Raw genomic sequence first — 14,846 nt, forward strand, 5'->3', positions numbered from 1 at the left:
CAGAAGAAGAAGCAGACTGTCAATCCGATGAAATTTCTCGATCAGGCGAAGGTCTATATCCGCTCCGGCGACGGCGGGGCCGGCTCGGTGTCGTTCCGGCGCGAGAAGTTCATCGAGTTCGGCGGTCCGGACGGCGGCGACGGCGGGCGTGGCGGCGATGTCTGGGCCGAGGCCGTCGACGGCCTCAATACGCTGATCGACTATCGCTACCAGCAGCACTTCAAGGCGAAGACCGGCACCCACGGCATGGGCCGCAACCGCACCGGCGCCAAGGGCACGGATGTGACGTTGAAGGTGCCCGCTGGCACCCAGGTCTTCGAGGAGGACAACGAGACGCTGATCTGCGACCTGACCGAGGTCGGCCAGCGCTTCCTGCTCGCCAAGGGCGGCAATGGCGGCTTCGGCAACCAGCATTTCAAGACCTCGACCAATCAGGCCCCGCGGCGGGCCAATCCCGGCCTGCCCGGCGAGGAACGCGCGATCTGGCTGCGCCTCAAGCTGATCGCGGATGCCGGGCTGGTCGGCCTGCCCAACGCTGGCAAGTCGACCTTCCTGGCGACCGTCACGGCGGCCAAGCCGAAGATCGCCGACTATCCCTTCACAACGCTGCATCCGGGCCTCGGTGTCGCGCGGGTGGACGCGCGCGAATTCGTCATTGCCGACATTCCAGGCCTCATCGAAGGCGCGCACGAGGGCATCGGCATCGGCGACCGCTTCCTCGGCCATGTCGAGCGCACGCGCGTTCTCCTTCATCTGGTCTCGGCGCAGGAAGAGCATCCGGGCAAGGTCTACAAGACCGTGCGTGCAGAGCTCGAGGCCTACGGCCACGGGCTCGCGGAGAAGCCGGAAATCGTCGCGCTCAGCCAGGTCGACACGCTGGACCCCGACGCGCGCAAGAAGAAGATCGCTGCCTTGAAACGCGCCTGCGGGCACGCGCCGATCCTGCTCTCCGCCGTCACCCGCGAAGGCGTTGAAGAGACGCTCCGCGCGCTCATCGCCGTCGTCGAGGAAGCCCGCTCAGAAGAAGCGCCCGCCGAAGACACCCGCTGGATTAAGTAGCGCCGGAAATGTTTGCGCTCTACGTTGCCCCCCTCTGTCCTGCCGGACATCTCCCCCACAAGGAGGGAGATCGGCTCTCGGTGCCCTCACTGCGTCTGCTGGAACGGTGGCGCTTGGCAAAAGCTTGGCGGCCGGCTGATCTCCCCCCTTGTGGGGGAGATGTCCGGCAGGACGGAGGGGGGCGCGAAGGAACACGGCCTGTCAGGTTGGTCCAATGAAAAAACTGTCTTCCTTCCGCCGCATCACCGTCAAGATCGGCTCGGCCCTGCTCGTAGACCGCGCGAAAGGATTGAAGCGCGATTGGCTCGCCTCGCTTGCCGATGACATCGGCACGCTGTCCGCGGCAGGGGCCGAGGTGTTGGTCGTATCGTCCGGCGCCATCGCGCTGGGGCGGACCGTGCTCGGCCTGCAGTCGCGCACCTTGCGGCTGGAGGAAAGCCAGGCGGCGGCGGCCGTTGGCCAGATCGAGCTCGCAGGCGCCTGGGCGGAAGCACTCGCCCGCAGGAACCTGAAATCCGGCCAGGTCCTTGTCACACTCGGCGACACCGAGGAGCGACGCCGCTACCTCAATGCGCGCGCCACCATCTCGACGCTGCTCAAGCTGGGCGCGGTGCCCGTCATCAACGAAAACGACACGGTGGCGACCAGCGAGATCCGCTACGGCGACAACGATCGCCTCGCCGCCCGCGTTGCGACCATGATGGGCGCGGACCTGCTCGTGCTCCTGTCCGACATTGACGGGCTCTACACCGCTCCGCCCGCGCTCGACCCAAATGCGCGCTTCATTCCCCGCGTCGAGCGCATCACGCCGGAGATCGAGGCGATGGCCGGTGCGGCGGCGTCCGAATTTTCCCGCGGCGGCATGCGCACCAAGCTCGACGCCGGCAAGATCGCGACCATTGCCGGTTCGACGATGGTGATTACCGCGGGCGACAGGCTCCACCCTCTGGCGGCGATCGACGCCGGCGAGCGGGCGACCTGGTTCGACGCCGCGCCCGTGCCGGTGCGCGGCTACAAGACGTGGATTGCCGGCAATCTCGAGCCGGCCGGCCGCGTCACCGTCGATGCCGGCGCCGTCAGGGCGCTGAAATCCGGTAAATCGCTGCTGCCGGCGGGCGTCACGCTCGTTTCCGGCAGCTTTGCGCGCGGCGACACCGTGGCGATCCTCGACCCCGGCGGGCACGAGATTGCGCGCGGCCTTGTTGCCTACGATGCACCGGATGCCGTAAGGATCGCGGGCCTGAAGACGGCCGAGATAGAGGCGGTACTGGGTTACGAGGCCCGTTCCGCCATGGTGCACCGCGACGACATGGTCATGGCGCGGGCATCCGAAGTGGAGGTTGACCATGCTGAACGTGCCTGAGGCAAAGAGCGAGGACGTCACCGCCCTGATGGCGGAGATCGGGCGCAGGGCCCGCGCGGCCTCCCGACCGCTTGCGCTGGCGACCGCCGAGCGCAAGCATGCCGCACTCGTCGCCATGGTCGAAGCGATCCGGCACGGCGAGGATGCCATGCTGCAAGCCAACGCCATCGACCTCGCCAATGGTGAGGAAGCTGGGCTTTCGCCTGCGATGATGGACCGACTGAAATTGACGCCCGACCGCATCCGCGCCCTTTCGGATGGCATCCGCACCATTGCCGAGTTGCGCGATCCGGTCGGCGACGTGATCGCCGAGTGGGACCGCCCCAACGGCCTCCACATCGAGCGCGTCAGGACGCCGCTCGGCGTCATCGGCGTGATCTATGAAAGCCGGCCGAACGTGACGGCCGATGCCGGCGCGCTATGCCTCATGGCCGGCAATGCCGTCATCCTGCGCGGCGGCTCGGACTCGATCAATTCGTCCTCCGCGATCCACGCCTGCCTGGTCCAGGGCCTCAAGGCCGCGGGCCTTCCACAGGATGCCATTCAGCTCGTGCCGACCACGGACCGCGCGGCAGTTGGCGAGATGCTCAAGGGGCTGGGCGGCAATGTCGACGTGATCGTGCCGCGCGGCGGGCGCAGCCTTGTCGAACGCGTGCAGAACGAGGCCCGCGTGCCCGTCTTCGCGCATCTCGAAGGCATCTGCCACCTCTATATCGACGGCTCGGCCAAGCTCGACATGGCGGTGCCGCTCGCAGTTAACGCCAAGATGCGGCGCACTGGCATCTGCGGCGCCGCCGAGACGTTGCTGGTCGACCGCGCGGTCGCCCAGACGCACCTTGTGCCGATCCTGCAGGCGCTGGCCAATGCCGGCTGCGAGATCCGTGCGACAGATGAGGTCCGCGCGGCATTTTCCGCGGCCGTGCCCGCGGCCGAAGCAGACTGGTCGACGGAATATCTCGATGCGATCATTTCGGTGAAGCTGGTCGACGGGATCACCGGTGCGATCGACCATGTCGAGACATACTCATCGCACCATACCGAGGCGATCGTCGCCGAGGACCCCGCAACGGTCGAGCGCTTCTTCAACGAGATCGATTCGGCGATCCTGCTGCACAACGCTTCGACCCAGTTCGCCGATGGCGGCGAGTTCGGCATGGGCGCGGAGATCGGCATCGCCACCGGACGGATGCACGCGCGCGGCCCCGTCGGCGTCGAGCAGCTCACCTCTTTCAAATACCGCGTGCGCGGCAACGGTCAGGTAAGGCCGTAATTGCTGGACGGCGTTTCTCCCCACTACCTGCGCATGCCTCATGTCGAGAAGCGCATGCAGGTGGGGCTGTTCGGCGGCTCGTTCAATCCGCCTCATGCCGGCCATTCGCTCGTGGCCGAGATTGCGCTGCGAAGCCTGCGCCTCGACCAGCTCTGGTGGATCGTGACACCCGGCAACCCGCTGAAGGCGGGTCGCGAGATCGCGCCGCTCGCCGAGCGCATCGCGCTGTCGGAGGCAATCGCCACCGACCCGCGCATCAAGGTCACAGCGTTCGAGGCCGCCTATAGCGTGCGCTACACCGCCGACACGCTGGCGCTGGTACGGGCGCGCAATCCGGGGGTCGATTTCGTCTGGATCATGGGCGCCGACAACCTCGCCGATTTCCACCGCTGGCAGCGCTGGCGTGAAATCGCGCTGACAATGCCGATAGCGGTGATCGACCGCCCCGGTTCGACGCTGTCCTTCATGTCGTCGGTGATGGCCAAGACCTTCGACCATGCGCGCGTACCGGAGCGGCTGGCCGGGACGCTGGCACGCATGCGCCCGCCTGCATGGACGTTCATCCACGGTCCGCGCTCCCTGTTGTCATCGACTGCGATCCGCGCCGCCCGAAAGGGCTGATCCAGAACCGGCGAAGTCTCGGACCAGACCTTTTGTGTCGCATTTACTGCGGCGCAGCGCCCGCAAGCGGGTGCAGGTTTCGCCGCATGGTCGATGCAGTCGCAACCAGCACCGAAGCTCCCCGCGCGGCGACGCTCGTCGCCGTGGCGAGCGTCATCATGTCCATGGCCTGCGCGGCCGTCGGCAACGGGCTGATGTTCGCCTACATTCCGGTGCGCCTCGGCCTTTCTGGCTTCGATCCCACCTGGGCAGGCCTGATCCTCACCGGTCTTTCGGCCGGAGGCATCGCCGGCTGCCTGCTGACCGGCCTGCTCGTCCGCCGCGTCGGCCATGCCCGTGCCTTCATGATCTTCTCGGCGCTGATCGTGCTGTCCAACGCCTCGATCGGCGCCGGCGTCCATCCTGTCCTGTGGATCGCGGCGCGTGCACTCTACGGCTTCGCGATCTGCGGCATGTTCATCGTCGGCCAGAGCTGGCTGAACGACGCCGTGGCCAACAGCGTTCGTGGCCGTGTGATGGCGATATTCTATGTCAGCTACATCGTCGGGCTCGGCGTCGGCTCGTGGCTCATGGGACTGCTGGACATTTCCGGCGCATCGATACCGCTGATCGGCATCGCCTTCACCGCGCTGTCGATCCTGCCCGTGGGCCTGACGCGATTGCCGCCGCCCCCGCCGCCGGAGCGCGCCTCCGTCGCTTTCGCACGCGCCTGGGCGATCTCGCCGGTCGGCGTCGCCGGCATGCTGGCCGTCGGCGGGCTTTCGATGATGATTGCCGGTTTCGCGCCGATTCATGCCACGGCAAGCGGATTCAGCCAGAGCCAGGTTGCAACGCTGATGTTCGCCATGCCGCTCGGAACGCTGATATTCCAGCTTCCCTTCGGCTGGGTGTCCGACCGCATCGACCGGCGCTATGTGCTGGTCGCGGCCTCGCTGCTGGTTGTCGTGGCCGGCATCGCGGCCGGCATTTTCGACGGCAGCGCGCTGCCGCTCATGATCGTCATCTACATGGTCTGGAGCGGCGCGTCGGAATCGATCTACTCGCTTTCGTCAGCCCACGCCAACGACCGCGCCACCAAGGACGATCTCGTTGCGCTCTCGAGCACCATGCTCTTTGCGTGGTCGGTCTCGGGTTTCATCGTGCCCGCACTCGGCACCGCCCTGACCGCGGTCTTCGGCACGGCCGCCTTCATGGCCATCGCCATCGTCATAGGTGCTGCCTTCAGCGTGTTCGTGGTCGTCCGTATCGCGCGGAACCCCGCGGTACCGGCCGAAGAGACCGGAAGTTTCGCGCCGATGACGGCGCAGGTCCCCCTGCCTGTCGAACTCGGTTTCGACACCGAAGACACAGTCGCACCGGATACCGAAGCCCCTAATCGCCCGATGTCTTGAAACTGTTGTTCGACTCTGCCTATCTAAGGGGTGCCGGGTGCACGAATGCATGCGGCGAGCTTGTTCTTGTCGGAAAGGAAAGACACTGAGAACAGCACTGCGGAAGAAGGCGGAAATCCAGCCTTCGCCGGCCGGGATCAGCGGCAACGCCGATGCCTCCCGCGCCCTCGAAACGGTCCTTGCCAGTCTGGACGACTCAAAGGCCGAAAACATCATCTCAATCGACATACAGGGCAAGTCCAGCCTCGGCGACTACATGGTCGTCGCGTCGGGACGATCCAACCGCCACGTTTCGGCGGTGGCCGATCACCTGATCAAGGCGCTGAAGGATGCCGGTCTCGGCCTCCCCCGCGTCGAAGGCCTCACCAATGCAGATTGGGTCCTAATCGATTCGGGCGACGTTATCGTCCACGTCTTCCGTCCGGAGGTCCGGGAATTCTACAACATCGAAAAGATGTGGCAGGCTCCCGACCTGGAGGACGAGACGCTCCACTAGCCGTCCCCGTCCGCTTAGGGCGGGGCCTGCGGGAAGGCAGGCATGCGTATAGGCGTTCACGCCGTGGGTCGAATGAAAGCCGGCCCCGAGAGGGAGTTGGTCGACCGCTATTTCGGGCGTTTCGCCAAGGCAGGCCCGTCGATCGGACTGGAATTTTCGGGCATCTCGGAAATTGCCGAAAGCCGCGCCAGAAGTGTGGACGAGCGGCGACGCGAGGAAGCCGCCTTGCTCGAGACCTATCGCGGCGACGCAGCTTTGTTCCTGCTCGACGAACGCGGCAAGAACCCCACCTCGGAGGATCTGGCCCAACGCATCGCGCGAATACGGGATGACGGCAGGCGGCAGGCTGTGTTCGCAATCGGCGGACCTGACGGCCACGATGCCGCCTCGCGCGCTGCTGCCGACATGGTCATCTCGTTCGGCGCACAGACTTGGCCGCATCAGCTCGTACGCGTCATGCTGGCCGAACAGCTCTATCGCGTGGCGACGATCCTTGCGGGTCATCCCTATCACCGAAGCTGAACGGCGTCGGTGGATAGCCATCCGCCATCACATGGTTGATGGTTCGTTAACGAAGCCCCGCTAGCCTTCGAACTTTGATCGACATGCGAGACATGACGGGCAGGACCACACAGCTTATCCTTGCAATGGCGCTGACGCTCTTCTTCGCAGCGGCAGGAGCCGCGCGTGCGCAGGATTCAGCCGAACTGGAGACCCGCCGCGCAGCGAGCGTCCTCGAACACGAGCGCATATCGCAGGCACTGACGCTTTCTGAGGAACGCGCCGCGGAGATCGCAGCCGAGATAGCATCCATACGCAAGGACAACGCGTCCCTTTCGGCCGCCCTCGTGCAGGCCGCCAAGACCGAGCGCAAGCTCAGCCAGGACGTTGCCGACATCGCCGCGCGCCTGGAAACGCTTCAGCTTCAGGAAAACGGCTTGCGTGAATCGCTTGCCGAGCGGCGTGGCGTGCTCGCCGAGGTTCTGGGTGCCCTGCAACGCATGGGGCTGAACCCGCCGCCTGCGATCCTGGTGCGCCCGGAAGACGCGCTCGCCTCGGTGCGCAGTTCCATCCTGCTGGCTGCCGTGGTGCCCGAGCTGCGCGGCGAGACCGAGGTGCTGATCGGCGACCTCAGGGAGCTTTCACGCATTGTCGCGACCATCAAGAGCGAGCAGGCGCGCCTGCTGGCAACGATAGAGGAGCAGGCCTCCGAGCAGCGACGGCTATCACTTCTTCTTGAGGAGAAGCAGCGGCTGCAGGCGACATCGGAAGAAATGCTGGCCGCCGAAAAGAAGCGCGCCGAAGAGCTGGCGGGACAGGCCAGCTCTCTGCGCGAACTGATCGACGCCCTTGAAGGCGAGATCGAAATCGCCGCCCGACAGGCCGCCGAAGAGAACCGCATGGCCTCCCTGCGCGAAGAATCGACCGATACGCCGAACGGAACCGGCGCACGCCAGGCTTTTGAGGCCAGTACCGAGCCGTTTTCGCAGATGCAGGGGCGTGTGGTCCTGCCGGTCGCCGGCCGCGTCGCGAAACGATTCGGCGAAAGCGACGATAGCGGCTCAACATTGCAGGGGGACATGGTTGCGACACATTCAGCCGCAATCGTGACCGCACCGGTCAACGGTTCGGTGCTCTATGCCGGTCCGTTCCGCTCTTACGGCCAACTCTTGATCCTCAATGCGGGAGACGGCTATCATATCGTTCTGGCGGGCATGGGCAGAATTAGCGTTTCACCGGGCCAATCCGTCCTCGCTGGAGAGCCGGTCGGCCTCATGGGCGAGACAAGAGTGGTGAGCGCCGTCGCCTTCGCCGAGGCAAGCGCCGGCCCGGAACTCTACGTAGAGTTCCGCAAGGAAGGAAAACCCGTCGATCCGGCCCCATGGTGGGCGGAGCGCGATTCTGGAAGGACAGGAAATGATACGTAAGTTGTCGCTTCTGCTTGCCGGCGCACTGATGGGCGCGTCCGCCATGAGCGTAGTCTACGGCGCCGGCGGAACGACGGCGAATGCGGCCGGGTCGGAAACCTATCGCCAGTTGGCAATCTTCGGCGACATCTTCGAGCGTGTGCGGGCGCAATACGTCACGCCGCCGGAAGAAAAGAAGCTGGTCGAAAGCGCCATCAATGGCATGCTGACCTCGCTCGATCCGCATTCCTCCTATCTCAACCCGGAAGCAGCGCAGGACATGCGCGTGCAGACGCGCGGAGAATTCGGCGGGCTCGGCATCGAAGTCACGATGGAAAGCGAGCTGGTCAAGGTGATCGCGCCGATCGAAGGCACCCCGGCGGAACGCGCGGGTGTTCTGGCCGGCGACCTCATCTCGGAGATCGACGGCACGGAAGTCCGCGGCATGTCGCTCAGCGATGCCGTCGACAAGATGCGTGGCGCCGTCGACACCGCGATCGAGTTGACGATCCTGCGCGAGGGCGCGGCAGAACCGATCAAGATCAGCATCGTCCGCGACATCATCAAGGTGCGCGCGGTACGCCATCGCGTCGAGGAGAATGTCGGCTATCTGAAGATCAATTCCTTTACGGAAAAGACCTTCGACGACCTTCAGGCGGCAATCGAGGACATCAAGAGCCAGGTGCCGGCGGAAGATCTGCGCGGTTACGTGCTCGACCTTCGCCTCAACCCGGGCGGTCTGCTCGATCAGGCCGTCAGCGTGACCGATACCTTCCTGGACCGTGGCGAGATCGTATCGACGCGCGGCCGCGACCCTAAGAACATCACCCGCTTCGATTCGCGCGCCGGCGACGAGATCGACGGCAAGCCGCTGGTGATTCTCATCAATGGTGGCTCGGCCAGCGCCTCGGAAATTGTGGCCGGCGCCCTGCAGGATCACCGCCGCGCCACCGTCCTGGGCACGCAGTCCTTCGGCAAGGGATCGGTGCAGACCATCATCCCGCTGGCGGAAAACGGCGCGCTGCGGCTCACCACGGCGCTCTATTACACGCCGGCCGGAACGTCGATCCAGGGCAAGGGCATCACGCCCGACATCAAGGTCGAGCAGCCGCTGCCGGAAGAGCTTCAGGGACGCGACGTCTCGCGCGGTGAGTCCGATCTGAGGGGCCACATCAAGGGTACTGAGGAGGACGAGACCGGCTCGGGCTCGGTCGCTTATGTCCCGCCGGACCCCAAGGACGACATACAGCTTGGCTACGCGCTCGACCTGCTGCGCGGCGTCAAGACCGACCCTGCGTTCCCGCCGGATCCCGATCAGGCAGTACTGAACCAGTAGCGTATCCCGGTTCCGGCTTCCCGCCGGTCCTGGCCAGTTATCCGCGTCGGCGTTCCACCTCGAACGCCGGCGCGGTTTTACGAATCGACCCGCGCAAGGACGTTCGCTGCCCGTGAACAAAGCCTCTCCCGAAAAAGACATCGACAAGCCGCTGGGCCTGGGTGGCGGGAGACGCGATATCGGCCGGAAAACCCCCCGTCGCCTGCGCGCCAGTCGGGTCGTCCTGGCACTCGCCGGTCTCTGCCTGTTCGGAGCTGCCGGCTTTATCGCCCTGGGTGACGATCCTTTCCGCACACCGCAGCAGGTCGTCGTATCGACGCCTGAGCAAACGCCGGAAGCTGGGACAGCGACAGCCAGCGAAACCGCCGCCGCATACCCCGAACGTTCGGCTGCGGATGGCCCTTCGATCATCAGGGTCGAGCCGTCGGATTCTGACGAGAGCAGCAACGTCGTGATCATTCGCGACCCGTCCTCGCTCAGCCAGAATCCGCGCACCGCACATCTGCCCGACAGGGCGCTGATAGAGGACACGGACATTGGCCCGCTGCCGATAAGAGCGGCCGACGGACGCAGGGCCTTCGACGTCTATGCGCGCCCGTGGTCCGGAACCCGTGGCGCCCGTGTGGCGATCGTCATCGGGGGGCTCGGCGTCTCCCAGACCGGCACGCAGGAGGCGATCGCCAAGCTGCCGCCTGAGGTGACGCTCGCTTTCGCCAGCGGCGGCAACAGCCTCGACCGCTGGATGCAGTCAGCCCGTCGCGAAGGCCACGAAATCGTCATGCAGGTGCCGCTGGAGCCCTTCGATTACCCGTCGGTGGATCCGGGCCGCAACACGCTGACGGTGGAGGCCGATCCGGTCGAGAACCGCGACCGGCTGCATTGGGCGCTTTCGCGCATCACCAACTACACCGGCGTGATGAACTATATGGGCGGACGCTTCGTCACCAGCGAGCCGGCGATGACGCCCTTCTTCGGCGAGCTTGCCAAGCGCGGCCTGATGTATCTCGACGACGGTTCCTCTGCGCGCAGCATCGCACCGGACACCGCGCGGCGACAGGGCGTTCCCTTTGCCGCCGTCGACATCGCCATCGACGGCGAACGGGACCGCGGCGCTATCCTCAAGAAGCTTGACGAAGCAGAGCGCACCGCGCGCGCCAAGGGTTTCGCGGTCGCGACCGGCTCGGCTTTCGAGGTTACCGTGGACGCGGTTGCCACGTGGGCCGAGGAAGCGAAACGACGGGGCATCGAGATCGTGCCGATCTCGGCAATCGCGGAAGATCCCGAGAGAGGCTGATTTTCATGACGAAGAACAAGACGGTCGACCCCGAGAGCCTGCCCTACCGGCCTTGCGTCGGCATCATGGCGCTGAACCGCGAGGGGCTCGTGTGGGCGGGCCGCCGCATCGCCTTAAGCGACAGCGAAATGGCGGGAACCGACCGGCTCTGGCAGATGCCGCAGGGCGGCATCGACAAGGGCGAGGACCCGCTCCCGGCAGCCATTCGCGAGCTCTACGAGGAGACCGGCATGCGTAGCGTCACCTTGCTGGCGGAAACGCCCGACTGGATCAACTACGAGCTGCCGCGCGATCTCGTAGGCATCGCGCTCAAGGGCAAATATCGCGGCCAGACACAGAAATGGTTCGCCTTCCGCTTCGACGGCGACGAGAGCGAGATCGCCATCAACCCGCCTCCCGGAGGGCACGAGGCCGAGTTCGACGCATGGGCCTGGAAGCCGATGGCCGAACTGCCCGAACTTATCGTGCCCTTCAAGCGCAAGGTCTATGACGAGGTCATAGCAGCCTTCCGGCACCTCGCCGCATAGGCCCCGTCAGTCGTCTACCGCGGCGTAGGCGCCTGTCCAGAAATCGCGGAAATGCAGCGGCATCGTCGGCGAATCCATCATCCGCTGCGTCATCAATATGCCGATCAGGCCTTCGGTAGGATCGGCATAGGCCGAGGTGCCGTAGCCGCCATCCCAGCCGAAGCGCCCGGGCGACATCTCGATCTCGTCGCGGCGCAGATCGACCGCCATGCCGAAACCCCATCCACGATTGCCATTGAAGAATATTGCCCCGTGCGGACTGGACTTCTGTTGCTCGCTCAGATGGTCCCGCGTCATCAGCGCGACGGCTGGCCGTGACAGCAGCCGTCGGCCCTCATATATGCCGCCGGCAAGCATCATGCGGCTGAAAGCGAGATAGTCGTCGGCGGTGGATACCAGCCCCCCGCTACCCGATTCGAAAGCCGGCTGGCTTGCAAAACCTCCAGCCACCGGCTCCTCGTGCACGACCAGTCGGCCCGACTGATGGTCCTTGTAGTAGAAGGTGGCGAACCTGTCGAGCTTGTCGGCAGGTACGAAGAAGCCGGTATCCTTCATGCCGAGCGGGCCGAAGATGCGCTCACGCAGCAGGTCACCCAGCGGCTTTCCGCTTGCGCGCGACAACAGGATGCCGGCGACATGCATGCCGGTATCGTAGAGCCAGCCATCGCCCGGCTGATGCGCGAGCGGCAGTTCGCCAAGGCGTTTCATGTATTCTTCCGGCGAGCCGTCGAAGAGGTCGGCGCCCGGAGCCACACCGCGCTCCTCCATGGCGAACTGGATCGGGTATGCGCTCGGCCAGACCATGATCGCCCCGAGCCCGAAGCGCAGTGTCAGGAGGTCCCGCAGCGTAATCGGGCGATTGGCCGGAACGGTGTCGGCGAGATCGCTTTCCAGGCTGCGCAACACCTGCCTGTTCGCAAGCTCCGGCAGCAACCCATCGACCGGATCGTCGAGCCGCAGAACTCCCTCTTCCACCAGTATCATGGCTGCCGCGGCCGTGATTGGCTTGGTGATCGATGCGATGCGGAAGATCGTGTCGCGCCGCATCGGCGTACCGCCGAGCGCCTGCCTGCCGCCCGTAAGAACATGCGTTTCGCCGTTGCGGTGAACCAGCGCGACGAAGCCCGGAAGGTCGCCACGCTCGACATGGCCCATGAGATTGGCCTGCATTCGTTCCAGCCTCTCCGCAGAAAGATTGCCGCTTGATGCCTTTGGAGACCCCGCAGCGCCCTTGCCAGCTGGCCACGCGCCTATCTGCCGATCCGGCTCGCCGGCACTGGCGGCAAGTGCAGGGGCGGACAGAAAGGCGCCGGCGGCTGCGGCCTTGAACATGTTGCGACGATCTATGCTGGTCATGGTGCAACTCCATATTTCCGGTTTATTCGGCGGCGCTGTGCGCTGCGATTTCGTCGATCATCCGTGCCCAGTCCAGCGGATGGAGCTCGTGCCCGCCGCCCTCGATCGCGACGAAACGGGACAGCGGCGCGATCCGCGCGATCTCGCGGCCATGCTCGACCGGAAACAGCGGGTCGGACGTACCGTGGATCACGAGCAGCGGCACGCGCAGCCGTGCCAGGCTACCGGACCAGTCGCGCTTGGCCTCGACCAGGAAATGATTGGTCGTGCTGAGAAAGTTTCGCGCACGGGCGACATCCTGCTCGACGAACTGGCGCGCAGCGGCAGCATCGTAAGGATGCCTCGTGCTGGCGATCATGCGCGTATCCTTGACGACATAGTCGATGACCTGGCCAAGGTCGGACCAGTCCACCTTCTCGCCGTCGGCGCCGTGCTGTTTGTATGCTTCGCTCATGCCCGGCAGGCGGGCCGTATCGACACCCATCGGCGATGTGCTGATAAGCGTGAGGGTGCTGACCCTATCAGGGGTGCCGAACGCGGCAAGCTGGGCGATCATACCGCCGAGTGACATGCCAACGACGTGGGCCTCGTCGATTCCGTATGCATCGAGCACGGCAAACGCGTCGTCGGCCATGTCTTCCATCGAATAGGACACACTTCCCGGCTCATATCCGGTCGAAAGTCCTGTATCGCGGTTGTCGTAGCGGATGACGTAACGGCCGCGCGCTGCAAGAGCCCGGCAGAACGCCTCCGGCCACCACAGCATGGACGCCATGGCGCCCATGATGAGCAGCACGGGCGGGTCCGCCGGGTCACCGAAAGCTTCAGTCGCGAGTTCCGCATCGCTACTAGGGATCATCTTCGTCATTGCCTTCGCCTCCTCCGTTGGGTCCCTGCCCGCATGTCCGATCGACCCATTGCAAGTGAAAGCGACGGCACCGCACCTTTGTCGGCCTGCCGACAGGCCTCAATAACCTCCAGCGTAATGTCCGCCGCCAGTCCACTTGTCTAAGCAGTTGCATATCGCAATCGGTTGTCTTATTTCATAACTGATGCGATATTGCAATCGGTTTTGGAGACTGGCATGAACGAACGGCATCGGTCGGGTTGCCCGATCAACCTCACGCTCGAGATCCTCGGCGACAAATGGAGCCTGCTGATCATTCGCGACATGATGTTCGGCAATCGCCGCCATTTCCGTGAGCTGCTGCATGGTTCCGAGGAGGGCATCGCCTCGAACATCCTGGCCGACCGGCTGAAGCGCCTGCTGGCGCAAGGTGTGATCTCGAAACGTGACGACCCCAGCCACAAGCAGAAGGCGATCTACAGCCTGACGGAGCGCGGCGTGGAGTTGCTGCCGATCTTCGCGCATATCGGCGCCTGGGGCCGACGCTACCTGCCCGTCAGCGAGGAACTGAGCATCCGGGCGCAACTTCTGGAGGAAGGCGGACCGGTCATGTGGGAACGCTTCATGCAGGAGCTGCGCGCCGAGCATATCGGCCTCGCACCGGGCGAGCAGCCTCCGGCCTCACCAACCGTGCGCGAGGAACTGCAGGCGGCCTATCAGGGCGTCATGGCCCGCAAGGCCAGCGAAGCGCAGGAAGCGTGAACCGGCATTGCCTCGACTCCTGCCCTCGGCCTTGGCCCGGAGGAACGCCGTATGTCGATGAGATCGCACGCCTCCACCAAAGCCGAACCGTCCGTCGAACAAAAAAGGCCGGCAAAGCCGGCCTTTTCAAAACTTGGGCGGAGCTGCCAGCAATCAGGCGGGCAGGATAGCGCCTTCGAGCGTGGTGAGCTGAGCGAGAAACTGCTCGGCCTTGGTACGGCTCTCGTCGTCCCTGGCGTCGGAAACGTCTTCCTTCGCTTCCTGGATACGGCGTGCCAGGTCCGCGCGGTCGATGTCTTTCACGGCGACGGCCGATTCGGCCAGCAACGTGCAGCCTTCCGGCAGGATGTCGGCGAAGCCGCCAAACACCACATAGCGCTGCTCGGCGCCGGAAACCGGCTTGACGGTGACGACGCCCGGCTTGACCGTGGTCATCACCGGCGCGTGCTTGGCCATGACCGTCATCTCGCCTTCCGTCCCCGGAATCACGACCGACTCGACCTGCTCCGAGATCAGAAGCCGCTCGGGCGAGACCAGTTCGAATTTGTAGGGTTCAGCCATGTCTCATTAGCGAGCAGGGAAAGACGAACAGGGAATGGTTTTCAGAACCAATCCAC

The 14,846-nt window shown here is 64.9% G+C and carries 15 protein-coding genes; 12 read left to right on the forward strand and 3 right to left on the reverse strand.

Annotation, left to right across the window (positions count from 1 at the left end):
* The first annotated feature begins 27 nt into the window (after positions 1-27).
* The 11 genes from obgE to ACVJNE_RS05965 all read left to right on the forward strand — a co-directional run bounded on the left by obgE (position 28) and on the right by ACVJNE_RS05965 (position 11,264).
* Positions 28-1,059 carry a GTPase ObgE gene (gene obgE / locus ACVJNE_RS05915; RefSeq protein ID WP_499563799.1) on the forward strand — a complete coding sequence of 344 codons (1,032 nt, stop codon included), beginning with the start codon at positions 28-30 and terminating at the stop codon, positions 1,057-1,059.
* A 214-nt stretch (positions 1,060-1,273) separates the two neighbouring features.
* Positions 1,274-2,422 carry a glutamate 5-kinase gene (gene proB, locus ACVJNE_RS05920; protein WP_499563801.1) on the forward strand — a complete coding sequence of 383 codons (1,149 nt, stop codon included), beginning with the start codon at positions 1,274-1,276 and terminating at the stop codon, positions 2,420-2,422.
* A complete protein-coding gene (locus ACVJNE_RS05925; RefSeq protein WP_499563803.1) occupies positions 2,406-3,692 on the forward strand; it encodes a glutamate-5-semialdehyde dehydrogenase in 1,287 nt (428 codons plus the stop codon). The genes proB and ACVJNE_RS05925 overlap by 17 nt, the downstream gene beginning before the upstream one ends.
* A gap of 33 nt (positions 3,693-3,725) precedes the next feature.
* Positions 3,726-4,313, forward strand: a complete 588-nt coding sequence (locus ACVJNE_RS05930; protein ID WP_379014440.1) for a nicotinate-nucleotide adenylyltransferase — start codon at positions 3,726-3,728, stop codon at positions 4,311-4,313.
* 86 nt (positions 4,314-4,399) lie between these two features.
* Complete coding sequence (locus ACVJNE_RS05935; RefSeq protein WP_499563805.1) at positions 4,400-5,704, forward strand: MFS transporter; 1,305 nt, start codon at positions 4,400-4,402, stop codon at positions 5,702-5,704.
* 49 nt (positions 5,705-5,753) lie between these two features.
* A complete protein-coding gene (gene rsfS, locus ACVJNE_RS05940; protein WP_499563807.1) occupies positions 5,754-6,200 on the forward strand; it encodes a ribosome silencing factor in 447 nt (148 codons plus the stop codon).
* A gap of 42 nt (positions 6,201-6,242) precedes the next feature.
* Positions 6,243-6,722 (forward strand): 23S rRNA (pseudouridine(1915)-N(3))-methyltransferase RlmH, encoded by a 480-nt coding sequence (gene rlmH, locus ACVJNE_RS05945; protein WP_499563809.1) that lies wholly within the window; start codon positions 6,243-6,245, stop codon positions 6,720-6,722.
* Positions 6,723-6,814: 92 nt separating this feature from the next.
* Entirely contained in the window at positions 6,815-8,128 is a 1,314-nt protein-coding gene (locus ACVJNE_RS05950) for a murein hydrolase activator EnvC family protein (RefSeq protein WP_499563811.1), read from the forward strand.
* A complete protein-coding gene (locus ACVJNE_RS05955; RefSeq protein WP_499563813.1) occupies positions 8,118-9,443 on the forward strand; it encodes a S41 family peptidase in 1,326 nt (441 codons plus the stop codon). The genes ACVJNE_RS05950 and ACVJNE_RS05955 overlap by 11 nt, the downstream gene beginning before the upstream one ends.
* 112 nt (positions 9,444-9,555) lie before the next feature.
* Complete coding sequence (locus ACVJNE_RS05960) at positions 9,556-10,737, forward strand: divergent polysaccharide deacetylase family protein (protein ID WP_499563815.1); 1,182 nt, start codon at positions 9,556-9,558, stop codon at positions 10,735-10,737.
* 5 nt (positions 10,738-10,742) lie between these two features.
* On the forward strand, positions 10,743-11,264 hold the full coding sequence (locus ACVJNE_RS05965) for an RNA pyrophosphohydrolase (RefSeq protein WP_499563817.1): 522 nt from the start codon (positions 10,743-10,745) through the stop codon (positions 11,262-11,264).
* Positions 11,265-11,270: 6 nt separating this feature from the next.
* Here the strand turns inward: ACVJNE_RS05965 and ACVJNE_RS05970 are convergent, their stop codons facing one another.
* Entirely contained in the window at positions 11,271-12,620 is a 1,350-nt protein-coding gene (locus tag ACVJNE_RS05970; RefSeq protein ID WP_499563819.1) for a serine hydrolase domain-containing protein, read from the reverse strand.
* Positions 12,621-12,642: 22 nt separating this feature from the next.
* Positions 12,643-13,479 carry an alpha/beta fold hydrolase gene (locus ACVJNE_RS05975; RefSeq protein WP_499564172.1) on the reverse strand — a complete coding sequence of 279 codons (837 nt, stop codon included), beginning with the start codon at positions 13,477-13,479 and terminating at the stop codon, positions 12,643-12,645.
* 225 nt (positions 13,480-13,704) lie between these two features.
* On the opposite strand from ACVJNE_RS05975, the gene ACVJNE_RS05980 reads away from it, so the two are divergent.
* The gene (locus ACVJNE_RS05980; protein ID WP_499563821.1) at positions 13,705-14,229 is read left to right on the forward strand and encodes a winged helix-turn-helix transcriptional regulator; all 525 of its coding nucleotides are present in this window, start codon (positions 13,705-13,707) and stop codon (positions 14,227-14,229) included.
* Positions 14,230-14,382: 153 nt separating this feature from the next.
* Here ACVJNE_RS05980 and ACVJNE_RS05985 read toward each other — a convergent pair whose 3' ends face one another.
* A complete protein-coding gene (locus tag ACVJNE_RS05985) occupies positions 14,383-14,790 on the reverse strand; it encodes a F0F1 ATP synthase subunit epsilon (protein ID WP_173189026.1) in 408 nt (135 codons plus the stop codon).
* Between the last annotated feature and the right edge of the window lie 56 nt (positions 14,791-14,846).

This window comes from Mesorhizobium sp. DxT (assembly GCF_058448885.1).